The organism is Jiella marina, from assembly GCF_024359545.1.
GTDB lineage: Bacteria > Pseudomonadota > Alphaproteobacteria > Rhizobiales > Rhizobiaceae > Jiella.
Window position 1 is genome coordinate 492,292 of sequence record NZ_JAKQZG010000002.1, and the last position, 14,768, is coordinate 507,059.

General features: G+C 59.8%; 9 protein-coding genes. 8 read left to right on the forward strand and 1 reads right to left on the reverse strand.

Going from position 1 to position 14,768, the window contains the following annotated elements; translation table 11 throughout:
- Nucleotides 1-18 precede the first annotated feature (18 nt).
- The 6 genes from MF134_RS05795 to MF134_RS05820 are packed head-to-tail and all read left to right on the forward strand — an operon-like array spanning nucleotide 19 to nucleotide 9,162.
- Nucleotides 19-378 (forward strand): pPIWI-associating nuclease domain-containing protein, encoded by a 360-nt coding sequence (locus tag MF134_RS05795; protein ID WP_255338455.1) that lies wholly within the window; start codon nucleotides 19-21, stop codon nucleotides 376-378.
- Between the two features lie 26 nt (nucleotides 379-404).
- Complete coding sequence (locus MF134_RS05800) at nucleotides 405-3,401, forward strand: site-specific DNA-methyltransferase (protein ID WP_255338456.1); 2,997 nt, start codon at nucleotides 405-407, stop codon at nucleotides 3,399-3,401.
- A 12-nt stretch (nucleotides 3,402-3,413) separates the two neighbouring features.
- Nucleotides 3,414-4,043, forward strand: a complete 630-nt coding sequence (locus MF134_RS05805; RefSeq protein ID WP_255338457.1) for a hypothetical protein — start codon at nucleotides 3,414-3,416, stop codon at nucleotides 4,041-4,043.
- Between the two features lie 21 nt (nucleotides 4,044-4,064).
- Nucleotides 4,065-4,928 (forward strand): ASCH domain-containing protein, encoded by an 864-nt coding sequence (locus MF134_RS05810; RefSeq protein WP_255338458.1) that lies wholly within the window; start codon nucleotides 4,065-4,067, stop codon nucleotides 4,926-4,928.
- Entirely contained in the window at nucleotides 4,928-7,057 is a 2,130-nt protein-coding gene (locus MF134_RS05815) for a 3'-5' exonuclease (RefSeq protein ID WP_255338459.1), read from the forward strand. Before MF134_RS05810 ends, MF134_RS05815 begins: the two co-directional genes overlap by 1 nt.
- Complete coding sequence (locus MF134_RS05820) at nucleotides 7,048-9,162, forward strand: UvrD-helicase domain-containing protein (protein ID WP_255338460.1); 2,115 nt, start codon at nucleotides 7,048-7,050, stop codon at nucleotides 9,160-9,162. Before MF134_RS05815 ends, MF134_RS05820 begins: the two co-directional genes overlap by 10 nt.
- Nucleotides 9,163-9,418: 256 nt before the next feature.
- On the opposite strand, the gene MF134_RS05825 is transcribed toward MF134_RS05820, so the two are convergent.
- Nucleotides 9,419-9,613 (reverse strand): hypothetical protein, encoded by a 195-nt coding sequence (locus tag MF134_RS05825; protein WP_255338461.1) that lies wholly within the window; start codon nucleotides 9,611-9,613, stop codon nucleotides 9,419-9,421.
- On the opposite strand from MF134_RS05825, the gene MF134_RS05830 reads away from it, so the two are divergent.
- On the forward strand, nucleotides 9,612-10,061 hold the full coding sequence (locus MF134_RS05830) for a hypothetical protein (protein WP_255338462.1): 450 nt from the start codon (nucleotides 9,612-9,614) through the stop codon (nucleotides 10,059-10,061). The two genes, MF134_RS05825 and MF134_RS05830, sit on opposite strands and share 2 nt — an antisense overlap.
- Nucleotides 10,061-14,266, forward strand: coding sequence for a hypothetical protein (locus tag MF134_RS05835; RefSeq protein ID WP_255338463.1), 4,206 nt, complete (start codon nucleotides 10,061-10,063; stop codon nucleotides 14,264-14,266). Before MF134_RS05830 ends, MF134_RS05835 begins: the two co-directional genes overlap by 1 nt.
- The last annotated feature ends 502 nt before the right edge of the window (nucleotides 14,267-14,768 follow it).

A 14,768-nucleotide genomic window follows, 5' to 3' on the forward strand; every position in this document is an offset into this window, starting at 1 on the left:
AAGATTTGGTTCGACGAGATGCCTGAGAAGCTCTCGGAGGCGGCCGACGACTATGACATCACTTCTGACGCGAGCTGGAACGATCTCGATATTCTCTCCACCCACACCGAATATGAGGGGTTGGAGGTATTTGCGGAATCGGGAGCGATCGCCGGCGAGGATCTTACCGCCCCTGGTGTCGTCCACGTGACCCTGAACTACGGGAGCAAGTCCGACGAAGGTTTTGCGACGAGCGAAAGCTTCCCAGCCATCGTTCACTTCACGGCCGATCCGGAAAAGAAAACCGTCGAGATCGTCTCCCTGGAGATCGACACGTCTTCCTTCTACGGCGACGGCGACGGCGACTCGCCAGATATCGATGATACTTCCTCTGCATAAGACCAGACCGGAGCCACATCCCGCTGATGCCCCGTCGCCCCACCACCCCGCGTGAAAAATCCGTCGACACGCTGACCCATGACAAGGCGAAGCGTATCAACAATCCGACCGCCGAAATGGCCTCGCTCTATGAGCAGCAGGCGGAAATCCTGGGCGAGGAGACGGCCGAGCTTCGCATTCTCCGCGACCGGCCGCTGGCCGAAGGGGAACACCGCGAGCGAGATGCCGATCGCGATCCGCAGATCGTCTGGGGCAATGCCAAGGTTCGCCTGACGCAGGCGCAGATCAAGGCGCTGATGCAGGGCGAGGCGATCGATCTCGCCGATGCGCAGCTCACCTGGCGCGGCAAGGACCAGCAGGACTGGTCCGATCTCATCGTCAATGCGCCATCGCTCTACATTCAGGAGAAGGTGCATCCCAAGGCGATCATCGACGATCTGAAGCGCGGCACGGCGAAAAAGCGGGAAGACAGTTCAGAGGCGCCCGACCTCTTCGCTGATTTCAACGGCCTCGATGATCCCGAGGCGCGGGCCGAGTTCTACCAGCATTCCATGCACTGGCAGAACCGCATGATCCTCGGCGATTCGCTGCAGGTGATGGCTTCGCTCGCCGAGCGCGAGGCGCTGAAGGGGCAGGTGCAGTGCATCTATTTCGACCCGCCCTATGGCATCAAGTTCAATTCCAACTGGCAGGTCTCCACCCTGTCGCGCGACGTCAAGGACGGCAAGGTCACCGACGTCTCCCGCGAGCCGGAGCAGGTGAAGGCGTTCCGCGACACCTGGAAGGACGGCATCCACTCCTACCTCACCTATCTGCGCGACCGTCTGATGGTCGCCCGCGAACTCCTCACTGAGTCGGGCTCTATCTTCGTCCAGATCGGCGACGAGAACGTGCATCGGGTTCGGGCGCTGATGGACGAGGTGTTCGGAGAGGACAATTTTGTTTCTCAGATAACACTCACGAAGGCCGCATCCCAGAGTTCTTATCTGCTTCCAAGCGTGAATGACTTCATTCTATGGTATGCTCGCCAAAAGACAAAGGTGAAGTATCGAACTTTGTTTCAGGAACGGGCTGCTATCGAGCGGCCTGAAGAACGATATATTTGCGTAGAAGAGCCAAACGGACGAATCCATGATCTGACGTATCGACAAAAAGTCGGCGCAGACCCCGTTCCGAGCGGGCGCTTCCTCAGGATGATTACCGCAACATCTCAAACTGGCTCGGAGACATCGCGGTTTCCCTACAGATTCTGGAATCAAACATTTAGACCGCCCGGTGCCAGAGGTTGGTCCACTGGTGATAGGGGGCTGAGGCGTGTCGAGCGTGCAGGTCGTATGTGGGCAGCCGGCACGACCCTAATGTGGAAGAATTATCACGAGGATTACGCGTATAGGCCGCGCGTTTCTCTGTGGGATGACATCAGGTCTAGCGGCTTTGGGTCAAGCAAAGTCTATATTGTTCAGACGCTTCCTGAGGCAGTCCAGCGCTGCATCCTGATGGCCACGGACCCCGGCGATCTCGTTCTCGACCCAACGTGCGGCTCCGGCACGACGGCGACGGTCGCCGAGCAATGGGGCCGCCGCTGGATCACCATCGACACCTCGCGTGTCGCTCTGGCACTCGCTCGCACACGGCTGATGAGCGCGCGCTATCCCTATTATCTTCTCGCCGACAGCCAGGAGGGGCGCGAGAAGGAGCAGGCGGTTTCCGGGAAAATTCAGACCGAAGCGAAGACCCATGGCGATATCCGCCAGGGATTCGTCTATGAGCGCGCGCCGCACATCACGCTAAAATCCATCGCCAACAATGCCGAGATCGACGTGATCTGGGAGAAATGGCAGGCGAGGCTGGAGCCTCTCCGCGACAAGCTCAACGCGGCACTCTCTACGGGCTGGGAAGAATGGCAGATCCCGCGCGATCTCGACGTCTGGCTGGGGGAGAAGGAGGGCACTGGCAAGGCCGGGCTCGTCACCGACACCGCGCGCAAGCTGCACGCCGACTGGTGGAAGGCGCGGATCGCCCGGCAGAAGGAGATCGACGATTCGATCGCCAAGGCCGCCGATGTCGAGATGCTCTACGACCGCCCCTATGAGGACAAGGCCCGGGTTCGCGTCGCCGGGCCCTTCACGGTGGAGAGCCTCTCGCCGCACCGGGTGGTGACCGCCCGCGACGATACGCTGGCCGACGAGATCGCCGCCGTGGACGGCGCCATGCAGCGCGCGCCGAAGAACATGCCCGAGGCGGATTTCGGCGCCATGGTTCTGGAGAACCTCAAGACCTCCGGCGTCCACCAGCAGGCCAAGGCCGACACGATCCACTTTTCATCGCTGGAGCCCTGGCCGGGCAATTTCATCGCGGCCGTTGGCACCTATTCCGATGGCGGTGGCGCCGAGAAGCGCGCCGGCGTTCTGATCGGACCGGAATTCGGCACCCTGTCGCGCTCCGACATCACGGCCGCCGCCCGCGAAGCCGCCGACGCCCGCTTCGACGCGCTGGTGGCCTGCGCCTTCAATTTCGACGCTCAAGCCTCCGACCTGACGCGCCTCGGCCCGCTGGCGATCCTCAAGGCCCGCATGAACCCCGATCTCCACATGGCGGAGGATCTGAAGAACACCGGCAAGGGCAATCTCTTCGTGGTCTTCGGCGAACCGGACGTCGAGCTGATCGACCGCTCGGATGGGCAGATCCAGGTAAAGGTGCATGGCGTCGACGTGTTCGACCCCTCCAACGGCGAAATCCGCTCCGACGGCACCGACGGCATCGCCGTCTGGTTCATCGACACTGATTATGACGAGGAATCCTTCTTCGTGCGCCAGGCATACTTCCTTGGCGCCGCCGCCAACGGCGGCAGCGACCCCTACAAGAGCCTGAAGACCGCTCTCAAAACCGAAATCGACCGCGACGCCTGGGAGACGCTCTATTCCGACGTCTCACGCCCCTTCCCGCGACCAGCGACGGGGCGGATTGCGGTGAAGGTGATCAACCACTTCGGGGACGAGGTGTTGAAGGTTTTTGGGGTGTAAGGGTGAGGCCCGATGACAAGGCAAAAAGACGTAAAGTGGTGGAAGATTCGAAATCAGAGCCTCGCCGTTGCCTCAAGAAATGCGGGATTTGATTTAGCGATATACGACCAATACAGTAAAAGCGTTCGAAACGAATTAAAGCGATTAACAATAAAAGAAGCTTTGCGAAATATGCGCGATACGTTTTGGGAGGTCAGTAACGAGAGGGATATTAAGGACATAAGTCAGGGTGTTTACGTAATCTGCTTGTCAGATCCGTTTTGTATAAAATACGATTTAGGACCCTCTAATATTATATATATCGGCATTGGGAATGTATTTTCCCGATTGGACAGCCATTTTAATAAAAGTCTATTTTCATTTATGAGAAGCTTATCAGGTGCGGACTTCGATTTTTACTTAACTGAACCCGTTCACAATACAAGTGAGGATTATTACAAGCACATTGAATATCTGATGCTGCATCGATTTCAAGATAAAATTGGAGGAGGAAAATATCCACTTTTAAATAAAAACGCGGGTTCAAAGCGATCTATCGATCAAATTGGGAAAGGTTGGGACACGCCTCTCAAGCAAACAGGTAAGAGGCCCGCTTGGTCGCTTCATCCAACAAAGCATTGGAAGTTTGAGAACCTTGATTGAGATCATTTGAGAAATCGACTTATGCGCCTCCATACACCTCAGATAGAAAGAGCCCTTGTTATCCGTGAGCCTTGGATCGGAAGGATCCTGTCCGGAAAGAAGACCTGGGAGATGCGCTCGAAACCAACGGGGATCCGCGGCCCGATCGGTCTGATCCGACAGGGATCAGGCATAGTCGTCGGAATTGCGCGCCTTGCAGAGTCGTTGCGACCGCTGGATGAGGCCGGCTACGCGGCAAGTTTCGACAAGCACCAGATCCCTTCCGAAATGCAGGCGGAGGTGATCCGGAACTGGTGGGTCTATCCCTGGGTGCTGGAAGACATCCGACCGCTTTCGGTGCCTGTGCCATATGACCACCCATCCGGCGCAGTGACGTTTGTGAAGCTCCAAGAATCGGTCCAACGGGCGATCGCCGAGCAGCTCTCGAACTATCGGGAGCCGACACCAGCGACACAGCCCGAGCATTCGACCCGCGACGTCGAACCAATGGCTCGGCAGGCGGGGACTGACAAATCGGATCACCCTGTCCTGAACGAGCCGCCGGCACGCACCGAGGCGACCGGGCTGGCGGCGGGACTCCTGATACGCCTGTCCGGGGGAAACATTCGCAATGGTCATTTCTATCTGCGATCAGCGGCAGACATGATTCCGGCCGGAGGCATCGGCGGCGGAAACAAGCAAGATCTTGGCCGGCCGTTCACCGTTCGCTTCGACCCCGGACAGACGATCGAGACGGATGTTGCGGGCGACAAAATGATCCTGCGCGCGCGAGGCCCGGTTCGCGACTTCTTCGCGCGCTCTGGCGCCAAGGAAGGTGATTTCGTGCGGGTGCATAAGGAGGACCCGCGAACGCTCCTCATAACCCTCGAAAGCCGATCAGGCTGATGTCGACCGTCCTCTCCGACACCTTTCAGGTCGCGCTCGGCAAGCTGACTAATGACGAGCAGAAGCAGGTCAAGATCACCGTCTTCGATCTGCAGACCGACCCGTCCGGTCCAGGGCTGAAATTTCACCGCATCGACAAGTCGAAGGACGAGAACTTCTGGTCGGTTCGCGTCAGCCGCGACATCCGCATCATTGTGCACAAGCTGAAGGACAGCCTGGCGCTGGTCTATGTCGACCACCATGACGACGCCTACAAATGGGCTGAGCGCCGACGGATGGAGGTGCACGAAAAGACGGGGGCGCTCCAGATCGTCGAAGTGCGCGAACGGGTCGTGGAGATCGACGCGCCGATCGCAGTTCAGGCCGAGTTGTTCGGCGGAGGCTCTCCTCTCGCAACGAGGAGCGATATCGGCTCGTCACCAACGGCATCTTCGGTGTCGACGGAACCTCAGCCAAAACTCTTCGCGGCCCTCTCGGAAGACGACCTGCTTTCGGTCGGTGTGCCGCGCGACTGGTTGGCTGACATTGCCGCAGCGGACGAAGAACGCTTCTTTCAGCTTGCCGGGCATCTGCCGTCGGAGGCTGGCGAGGCGCTTCTCGACTATGCGGCGACCGGCATCTTGAAGCCGGCCGCAGCGCCGGTCGCCGATCCTATGCAGCATCCCGACAGCCTGCGTCGCTTCCGGGTCATGGAAGGCATCGATGAGTTGCGCGCAGCTCTCGACGCGCCGTTCGAGCGCTGGACGGTGTTCCTGCATCCAGCCCAGCGCGGGGTCGTCGAGCGCGACTACTCCGGCCCCGCTCGCGTTGCCGGGTCGGCTGGAACGGGAAAGACCGTCGTCGCGCTTCACCGCGTCATGCGGCATCTGCGGCGGGAACCAAGGGCAAGGATTCTGCTCACGACCTTTTCGGAGCCGCTGGCCCGGGCGCTTGGCACCAAGCTCGACCTGCTCACCTCCGATCGGCCCGATGTGGCGGATCGCGTGACGATCGGCGCCTTCTCTGCTGTCGCCCGCGATCTCGTGACGCTGGCGACGGGTCGGACGCCACGTGTAGCCGACGCAGGTATCATCCGAGCGGCCTTGTCACGGGCTGCAGAGAGCGCAGGCGTTGTGGAATTCTCGCCCCAGTTCCTTCTGTCGGAATGGGAACACGTCGTCGATGCATGGGGGGTGACGAGCGCCGAAGCCTATGCGGAAGTGCCGCGCATGGGGCGCAAGAGCCGGCTCGGCGCGAGGCAACGCGAGCGGCTTTGGCAGGTGTTCGCCGCAGTTCGCGAAAGCCTGAATCGGCAGGGTGTTCTGACGCCCGCGAGCCTCTTTGCCCACGCTGCAGAGCTTTATGGCGAAAGAGTTGAAAAGCCTTTCGATGCGATCATCGTCGACGAGGCGCAGGATCTTGGTGTGCCCGAGTTGCGCTTCCTTGCCGCGATCGCGCCGGTGCGGGGCGACGCGCTGTTCTTCGCCGGCGATCTCGGCCAACGGATCTTCCAGCAGCCCTTCTCCTGGAAGGGGCTCGGTGTCGATGTGCGCGGCCGCTCGGCGACCTTGAAAGTGAACTATCGCACCTCGCACCAGATCCGGCGAGCGGCCGATCGGCTATTGCCAAAGTCAGTCCGCGACGTTGATGGACTGGAGGACGAGCGCGGTGGGACCGTATCGGTCTTTGACGGGCCGGAGCCTCAGCTTTTTCTGGCAAAGGACGAAGAGGCGGAGACCAAGGCCGCAGCAGCATTCCTGAAAGCGGCGACCGCCGATGGGATCGCACCCGGCGAGATCGGTCTTTTCGTCCGCTCAGAAAAGGAGCTTGCGCGAGCGCGTGCCTGCGCCGAAGCGGGGGGGCTTCCAATCCAAGGAGACGGCGTTGTGGATGGCATTGTCATCGGCACCATGCATCTCGCCAAGGGGCTGGAATTTCGAGCTGTGGCGGTCGTTGCATGCGACGAGGACGTTCTGCCGCTGCCGGCCCGCATTGACGACGTCGCCGACGAGTTCGAGCTCGACGAGGTGATGGCGACCGAGCGCCAGCTCCTCTATGTCGCCGCCACCCGGGCACGGGACCGACTGTTCATATCCGGCATCGAGCCGGGTTCGGAGTTCCTGGAGGATCTGACGAAAGCATGGATCTGACCCAAACAGCCATTCCCGAGACGCTGGCTCGCCTTGCAGGCAGCCTTGCCGAAGCCGAACTTGACGAATTTCAGCGTCGCTTCGTCGAGGCCGAGGACGGCGACATCCGTCTTCTCGCTCCGGCCGGCAGCGGGAAGACGCACTCGCTGCTGTGGCGCTGCGCCGAGCTTTACCGCCGCAGCGAGGGCAGCGCGCGATTCCTGATCGTTACCTTCACCCGTGCGGCCCGCGACGAGCTGCGGCTGCGGCTGTTTACGCCACAGTTCAGGCGGCTCGCAGCCAGCGCCGACGTGGTCACCCTGAATGGTTGGGGCAACCGCGTCATCCGCGGCACCTTTCTCAATCCGCGGCTGATGACAAGCGACGGTGACCGCACCCTCCTCGTCAAGAATACGCTGCAGGCGGCCTGGGCCGAGGACGAGGCGATCGCGGCTGGCCTGCGCGACCATACCTACAAGCTCCCGAAGATCCTCGCCGAGTTGCTCGATACACTGAAATCCCTCGGTTTCGATCACGAGGACGGCTCGATGCGCCATGCCAATGATCGGCTTGACGCGCTGGAGGCGCTCGGCTTGTCGCGGCATATCGACCAGCTGATCGAGAAGCTCGCCGAGCATGGCGTGCTGCCGGACAAGCGGCTGGAGACCTTCATCGAGACGGTAATGCCGTTCTGGGTCAAGGCTTGCGAACTGCAGGCGGCGCAGGCGACGTTCACGCTCGAAGACCAAAAATATGTCGGCTTCCTCGACACGCGGCGGCGGGTGGCGGAGGGCAACCGTCCGGCGCCCGGTGATCGGATCACACACATCCTGGTCGACGAATTCCAAGACATCAATCCGCTCGACCTCGCCCTCGTGCGCGAGATCGCAGCGCTGAATCAGGCAAGGATCACCATAGTCGGCGACGATGATCAGGCGATCTTCGAATGGCGCGGCGCGACGCCCGACTACATCCTGGAGCCGGAAGCGCATTTCGGCCGGCCATTCGCAACCCACATCCTGGAGCGAAACTACCGCTGCCCGCGCAATCTGGTGGATAGTTCCGCGCGGTTGATCTCTCACAACCGGCGGCGAGAGCCGAAGACTATGACGCCGGTCCTGGAGCGCGACGCGGAAATCGAGACCCTGGAACACGCGAGCTTCGTCGCCGCGACTGACGCGGTGATGCGCGAGGTGCGCACGTTTATCGAGCGTGACGTCCCCGGCGCCAAGCTCGCCGTCCTATCGCGCAAGCGGGCGCAGCTGATCCCTTACCAGATCATCATGGCGCGCGAGGGCCTCTCCTTTTGCGCAGCCGAGGACCTGCACGTCTTCCTGTCGGACACGTTCGACCGCCTGCTGCACGCGATCCGCACGCGGGCGATGGCGGCGCTCGGCATGCGCCTGCCGACCATGGTCGAGGACATCGTCACGCTCTGCAACTCGGTGCGCCGCTTCCCGCTGAAGCGGGCCGAGGCGGACGCGCTCGCGAAACACCTGCGCAACGGCCGACCGAAGAGCTACGACGAAGTCATCGACGCGCTAGAAGCCTATCAGGGACCGCTGAAGGGCAAGAACGACGACGGCAAGATCAGCGCCGCCTTCGCGCAGGCGCTGCGCAAGCTCGTCCACGCGCCGACGGTGCGCGCCGCGATTGAGGCGATGCAGGACCTCTTCGGCGGCTTCCAGCAGGATTACGGCCGGGCGCAGGAAGACATCTTTCTGGTCGATCCGCCCTTCCTCTACCTCACCGAATTCGCCGAAGCCTATGGCGACGACTTCCAGCGATTCCTCGACGATCTTGAGACGGCGAAGGACACGCTGGTGCGCCTGCCCGGCGAGGACAAGGAGGACGACGCCAACGCGCTGTGGCGCCGGCCGGTGCATCTGATGACCGCGCTGAGGGCCAAGGGCAAGGAGTTCGACACGGTGGTCATGCTCGACGTCGTCGACGGCATCTGGCCGCTTCGCCGCGCCAAGAGCGAGCGCGATATCGAGAGCGAGCGGCGGCTCTTTTATGTCGCCATGACCCGCGCCAAGCGCCGCCTGATCCTCACACTCTCCGGCCGCATCGGGGATCAGGTGGCGAGCCCGTCGCCGTTTTTGCAAGAGGCTGGGTTGGGGTGAGTATCTCTCCGCCAGGGGCCGGTTGCGGAATGTCCGGTTTGGAGCATCGGAACGAGGAAAGCTGGCATTTGACCGATCCAAGGAATTTGTCAGCCGCCGCCGCGAATGGCGACATTCTCGGGCACGGCCGCCCGCCCTGAAACTGCACCTTTGTTCACCCCATGGATCGCGCTTGCACGAGGTGGCTGCAGGTTATGATCAATGAGGCGGTGCAATTCCTGAAAAACTCTTGCGAGGATTGCGGTTGAATATAGAATTAGTCGGCAACGATAGTGCCGCGTTCGATTTCAGAAGTCGTTTCAAGTCCGCCGGCCAAAGTTCCAGTTTCGGCAATCCAGATGGCGAGGGCAGCAAAGTAGGGTTTGTGATGCCAGTAATTCGGGGGCACCACTCTTCTCAGTTTTCCGCCAACACGGCTAATTACGCAGCGACCAAACGGAGCAATCTTCATGGATTTAGTTTCAATAGCATCCGCCGCAGTAATTGCCTTGACACCCTTCCTGACAAAGGTCGGTGAATCCGCCGGTGAAGAGGTTGGAAAGAAAACGCTCGCTGTTGGCGAGAAGCTGCTAGAGTTGCTCTATCGGCGCTGGCAAGGAAAGCCAGAGGCGGAGGATCGGCTCGCGAATCTCGCGACGGGTGAGGAGTCAGCGAAGGCTGATCTGCAGTCCGCCTTAGCCGTAGAGATGGCAACCGACGCGAAGTTCGCCGAGTTGGTCAAGGCTATTCTCGAGAACGATGACGCCCCCGAACTCAATATCGATCAGGATATAGTGGATGGCGAGGAATTGACGGGCGCGCGCATTCGCGAGGTGCTGCGCGGAAGAATCAACGTCAGGCAGAAGGCGGAAAACGTGAAGACGGTCACCGGCATCGACGAGATCGATACTTTTGGCTGATGTCGGACGCTGGCCAGGCGGTCGCACCGCTCGTCGTCCGGGAAGAGATTGACGCGGCGCTTCTCAGCCGACTGAATAACTCCCGCGATCAGTATATACATATCCGAGGTGCTCCCGGCTCAGGAAAGACCAGCTGGGCCAAAATGCTTTGCGCGGCTGGATCCATTGCTGGTGCGGACGGAGACAGCCTGGCAGTCGTGGCGGCGGCGCATTTCTGTTCGCGAAACAGTGCGGCGTCTGGCAGTGATGTTAGGTTCCTCGAACACATTGCGCAGAAATTGTCCGATTATGATTCAGCCTTTCGCGCCGCTTCGCTCGACCGGGCTAGGCGACGCCGACCGTTCGATCTCAAAGTCGACCAAGAAATCATCAATTCGCCTGGCTCGGACGTGACAGCCGTCAAGTTCATTATTAGGGGTGACGAGCCTGAAGACTTCCTCGAAGACCTGTTTACTCGCCCGCTGAGAGTTGCGCTCGAGGGGCCGGGACCAATCTGGCTCATCCTCGTGGACGCCCCCGATGAACCAGCAGAGACCGGCGTCGCCAAACTCCTCAAGAAGTTGGGCGAGCTGCCTTCACGCCTTCGCATTTTGGTGACATCGCGGACGGGAACCCCCTTCACGCAATCTTTCAGGCTCGACCCGAATCCGATCGACTTGTCGGAATTGTCGACGGAGCATTCGATCAGGCACTTCGTCGATGAATGCCTTGAAAGCAAGCGTTTGGGTGCGCGCGTCATCGAAACCTGGAGTCTCGAGGATCTGTCTTTGGCCTTGGTCGAACGTTCCAAAGGCAATTTTCTCGTGGCAGCCTGCACCATCGATGCACTTGTTGGGTATAGCGGTCGGATCGACGCGCCGATGGTCGATCAATTGCCAACAACTCTTGGTGGTTTTTATCTAGGATTTCTTGATCAGCTTCCAGACCACCTTCGAGACGCATGGCCAGAACAGTTAGGCCGCTTGCTGGGGGCCCTCGCAGTCGCGCGCGGTCCCCTTTCCGAAGAGGAGCTCGCGCGCGTAACCAAGCTGCCGCTAAGCGTCGTACACGCCCGGCTCGGACTTGTTCGGCAGTATCTTCGAGTCGACGAGGAGGATCGCTGGAGCGTCTATCACGCGACATTCGCGGAATTCTTGCTGAATAAACGGGATTCCGGGCCATTTTGGTGTCCGGAGGAGGAACAGCACCAACGGTTCATCGATTGGGCGCTGCCGAAGGGTAAGGGGATCGCTTGGAGCGAAACGTCGCCCTATACCCTTCGACATCTAATTCATCACATCCTTGCCGTTGAGGGAGAGAGTTTCTCTGCCAGCCTTTGGGCGATACTCTCGGGCGAATATGTGTCAGCGCGCTTCCAGATCGGGCATCAGGCACATGAACTTGGCGCGGATTTCCGGCGGGCGTTGGCAGTTGTCGCATCACGTGGCGCGGTGGAATTATCCTTTTTTCTCACCCTCCTGGTACAGCTTTGGAATCAGAAATCCGCTATGCAAGTCGAGGCGGCCTCCACGTCCTTGCTCGCCGCTATGGGGCGTGTCGCAGAGGCATCGGCTCTTGCCTTGCGACAGGACGATGCCGCAAATGCTTCACTGCATCACGCGGCTAGTGAACTCACGTCGTATATCGGTGCGCTGGCGGCGTTAGGCGAGTACCAAGCCGCCCTCGACCTATTGAACCGCGCTCCGGCCGAAAGCCGCGTGGGGTTAGGCGACGCCTTCCTCGATGCTTTGTCGACAATCGCACCGGAGCAGGCACTGCCGTTCCTGCGGAATCAAGCGATCGGAAGTGAACCGCGCCACCTCAGCGTGGATGCTTGCCGACGTCTCGCCGAGCTTCCAGAGGGAGCAGAGCATGCCCTTGCCGCCGAGCACTACCGCCAAGCCACCCTCTTGGCTGCAGCGGAAGGTATCGCCCACCATGATCTCGATCGGGCGCTCAATATCGTGGCGGAGTTCAAGACTGAGCTTCAATGGGTTGGCGGCGAAAAAATTGAATTGGGACGCGATCAAGCGCGCGAACGTGTCCTCTCAGCGTACCTCGCCTCGCCTCAGTGCGACGTGGTCTGTGCTTGGGAGCGCGCGGGCGATCTCTTTGGCAATCGCTGGCCTGAACCTTATGGATTGTCGCTAGCGGGTGATTTCGCGGCCGCAGATCCTTCCCTGGCCTCGCTCGCAGTCGAGCGAGTCATGGACCCGTACTGTCAGATCCAAGTGATGCTTGCCTTCGCCTGGATGAGCGATCGATGCCAAACCAATGTCACGACGACACGCGGTTGGCGACCGACTTACGACGTGGCCGCGATATCCTCGAAAATGCTCGCGTGGCCGAGCCCACACTTAAGAACGGTTCTTCCACAACTTGCGACCTTCGACGCGCGAGCGATGCCTCGCGACCCGTCCGCGGTGAAGGATCTGCGTGTCTTCGCCGACGTCTTGTTGGCGGCACTGGCTACGGACACCGATTTTCCTGAACTAAAATCCAATGCAGGCAAGCCGCTGGGCCTTTTCTTCGCTTGGCTAGGCCAAGACAAGATTGTCGCATTTCGCGAGTTTGCGCAAAAATACTGGTACTACGGATTTTCATTGGGCCAAGCCGCCGAAGGGGTAGCAACAGGAGCTGCTTACAGAGGCATCGACGAGTATCTTTCGGTTATCTCACAATCGGTCTTTCCCGAGGCAGCTAACCATTGGGGCAAAATCGCTGCGGCGAAGATTATTGCCGACCGCGATCCGATCGCGGCCGTTCGTCTTTTTGATGTGGTCGAGCCCCAGAATACTGGCACCCAGGCAGCTTTGGCTGGAATCATCGCGATCGCGATGCGAAGAAGCGGTGTGGGGCGGGTTGAAGATCTTCTGTGTCATCTGAGCAGGTTCGTCGACGGTGAAACCTTCCGTTATATCGTCGATCATGTTGAAACTGGCATTGTCGGTCAAGCGTCGGAAGATGCCGAGAATCCGACCGAGCGCGCGGTAGCATTGCTCGAAAAAGCCATTAGCAGTGGCGCGGCCCTGGATAGACTACGGGCGGCGCGGGCCATTGAGGCTGTGCCGGCGGATATTGGAATTGTCATCCAGGGCGAGACGATCTGGTCGCACGACCTCAGGCGTCGGTTCAGCAGGGCCTTCATAAGCCGTGATCCCGCCGAGGCTCTGCGGCTCGTGTTGCCCCATGCGACATTCACCGAACTTCAATCGCTCGCAAGAGCATTCCTCGGCGACAGTGAGCGGTACAAGGACGCGAAGAACGCGGCCGATGCTCTCCTCGCGGCTCTCTTGGATATCGAACCAAAAACGCTTCCAATATTTTGGAATCTCGATGTCGCCTTGGCGTTCGCGCTCGAATTTGAGGACCGAGGACGTGCTGATTTTCTAAGTGCTCTCGCTAAAGACAATAGTACTCTGATTGACCGGGTCTTGTCTGGATGCGACGCGGTTGAGAGGCCGGCTGAGTTTCTCGCAAGCTTCGCCCAAACACGGTTCGCCCGAACGGCAGCCGACGACGATGATCTCACAGATGGCATGGTTCCTGAAGATCTTTGGCAAATCCGGCTTGCCGTCCGGACTTTAGCACGTGTAGATCCGCATGGTGCGTTGAGCGCGGTCGACGCGATGGCGCTGAGCGATGCATTTCATAATGCGACACTGGTCGACATCGCCGAAACTTGGCCAGCGTCTCGCTGGCGAGAAGCCATCGACACATTTCAAAACCGGGTCGAGCGACTTGGCGAGCCGAAAAGCTGGATTTTCGAGTTCATCGTCAAGCCGCTTTGCGCGAGAGTAAGCGCCACCGCCCTCCGCGCGGTTCTTGGAGAGATCGAATCGATCGCGGGGCGGTTTGGTGTAGAAAAGGCCGATTTTCTACTTAAAGAAATCGTCAAGGCGCGAGCCGCATTGCCGATCGAGATAGCTGAATGGAGGTCGCTGCTAGGGACCATAAGACACATATCCGAGCCCGGCCCGCGCGAGATCGCCCTCGAACATTTGTTATCGGCGGCGCGATGCCTTCGCGAAAGAGATCGGGAAGCTGAGACAGCACTTGTGCTTTCCGAGGTCGGCCTCAGCCACCGCGATGTCGGGCCACTTCTGGCAAGTGGAATCGGTAAAGCCGCGTCTGACGCAATGCCGCAGCTCCGCGAACGCTGGCCTTACCTAAAAACGCGATTGCGCGAATTGCTCGCGAGAGATCAGCTGCCTCGCGCTACATAAATTGATCGACGATGTGTTTCGGCCGAATGTACTTTTTACTGCGTTTAAATCGGCTTCGAAACGCGCCGAGCGAACAGAAATTTGTGGGTCAAGTCCCTTCGCCGAGTTACAGACTGCTATTATGGGCACAGCATACTAACAGATCTCGGCGCTTTGGTCATAGTAGGTGGCTAAATTGAGCTCTGGCGCTGTTGGCTTACCAAACGCTCTCCTCTTGGCCTCGGCGCATCAAGCCCGGCCAGACTCAAACTTCCGCCCTCCAAGTCGTTCACGACACCAATTTCGGCGGCATGAACAAAGTGCAGCTTGGTCGACGTAGTGTCCAGAAGGGGACGTACCGATCAGTCCTCCAATCGCGGCGGCTCTAAAGCTATTCACTCCGATGTCCGTTTTCGGGAGATCAGCAGTAACGCTTCAATGCTCGGGATGGGTGCGGAGTCGTCGATCAGCGGTGATCGCGTTCGCGTTTTACGCCATCGCCAGAACCTGTGGCGGGAGCACT

Coding starts and splice junctions, on each gene's coding strand:
- MF134_RS05795 (WP_255338455.1), top strand. CDS start 19: ATGCCTGAGAAGCTCTCGGAGGCGGCCGACGACTATGACATCACTTCT.
- MF134_RS05800 (WP_255338456.1), top strand. CDS start 405: ATGCCCCGTCGCCCCACCACCCCGCGTGAAAAATCCGTCGACACGCTG.
- MF134_RS05805 (WP_255338457.1), top strand. CDS start 3,414: ATGACAAGGCAAAAAGACGTAAAGTGGTGGAAGATTCGAAATCAGAGC.
- MF134_RS05810 (WP_255338458.1), top strand. CDS start 4,065: ATGCGCCTCCATACACCTCAGATAGAAAGAGCCCTTGTTATCCGTGAG.
- MF134_RS05815 (WP_255338459.1), top strand. CDS start 4,928: ATGTCGACCGTCCTCTCCGACACCTTTCAGGTCGCGCTCGGCAAGCTG.
- MF134_RS05820 (WP_255338460.1), top strand. CDS start 7,048: ATGGATCTGACCCAAACAGCCATTCCCGAGACGCTGGCTCGCCTTGCA.
- MF134_RS05830 (WP_255338462.1), top strand. CDS start 9,612: ATGGATTTAGTTTCAATAGCATCCGCCGCAGTAATTGCCTTGACACCC.
- MF134_RS05825 (WP_255338461.1), bottom strand. CDS start 9,613: ATGAAGATTGCTCCGTTTGGTCGCTGCGTAATTAGCCGTGTTGGCGGA.
- MF134_RS05835 (WP_255338463.1), top strand. CDS start 10,061: ATGTCGGACGCTGGCCAGGCGGTCGCACCGCTCGTCGTCCGGGAAGAG.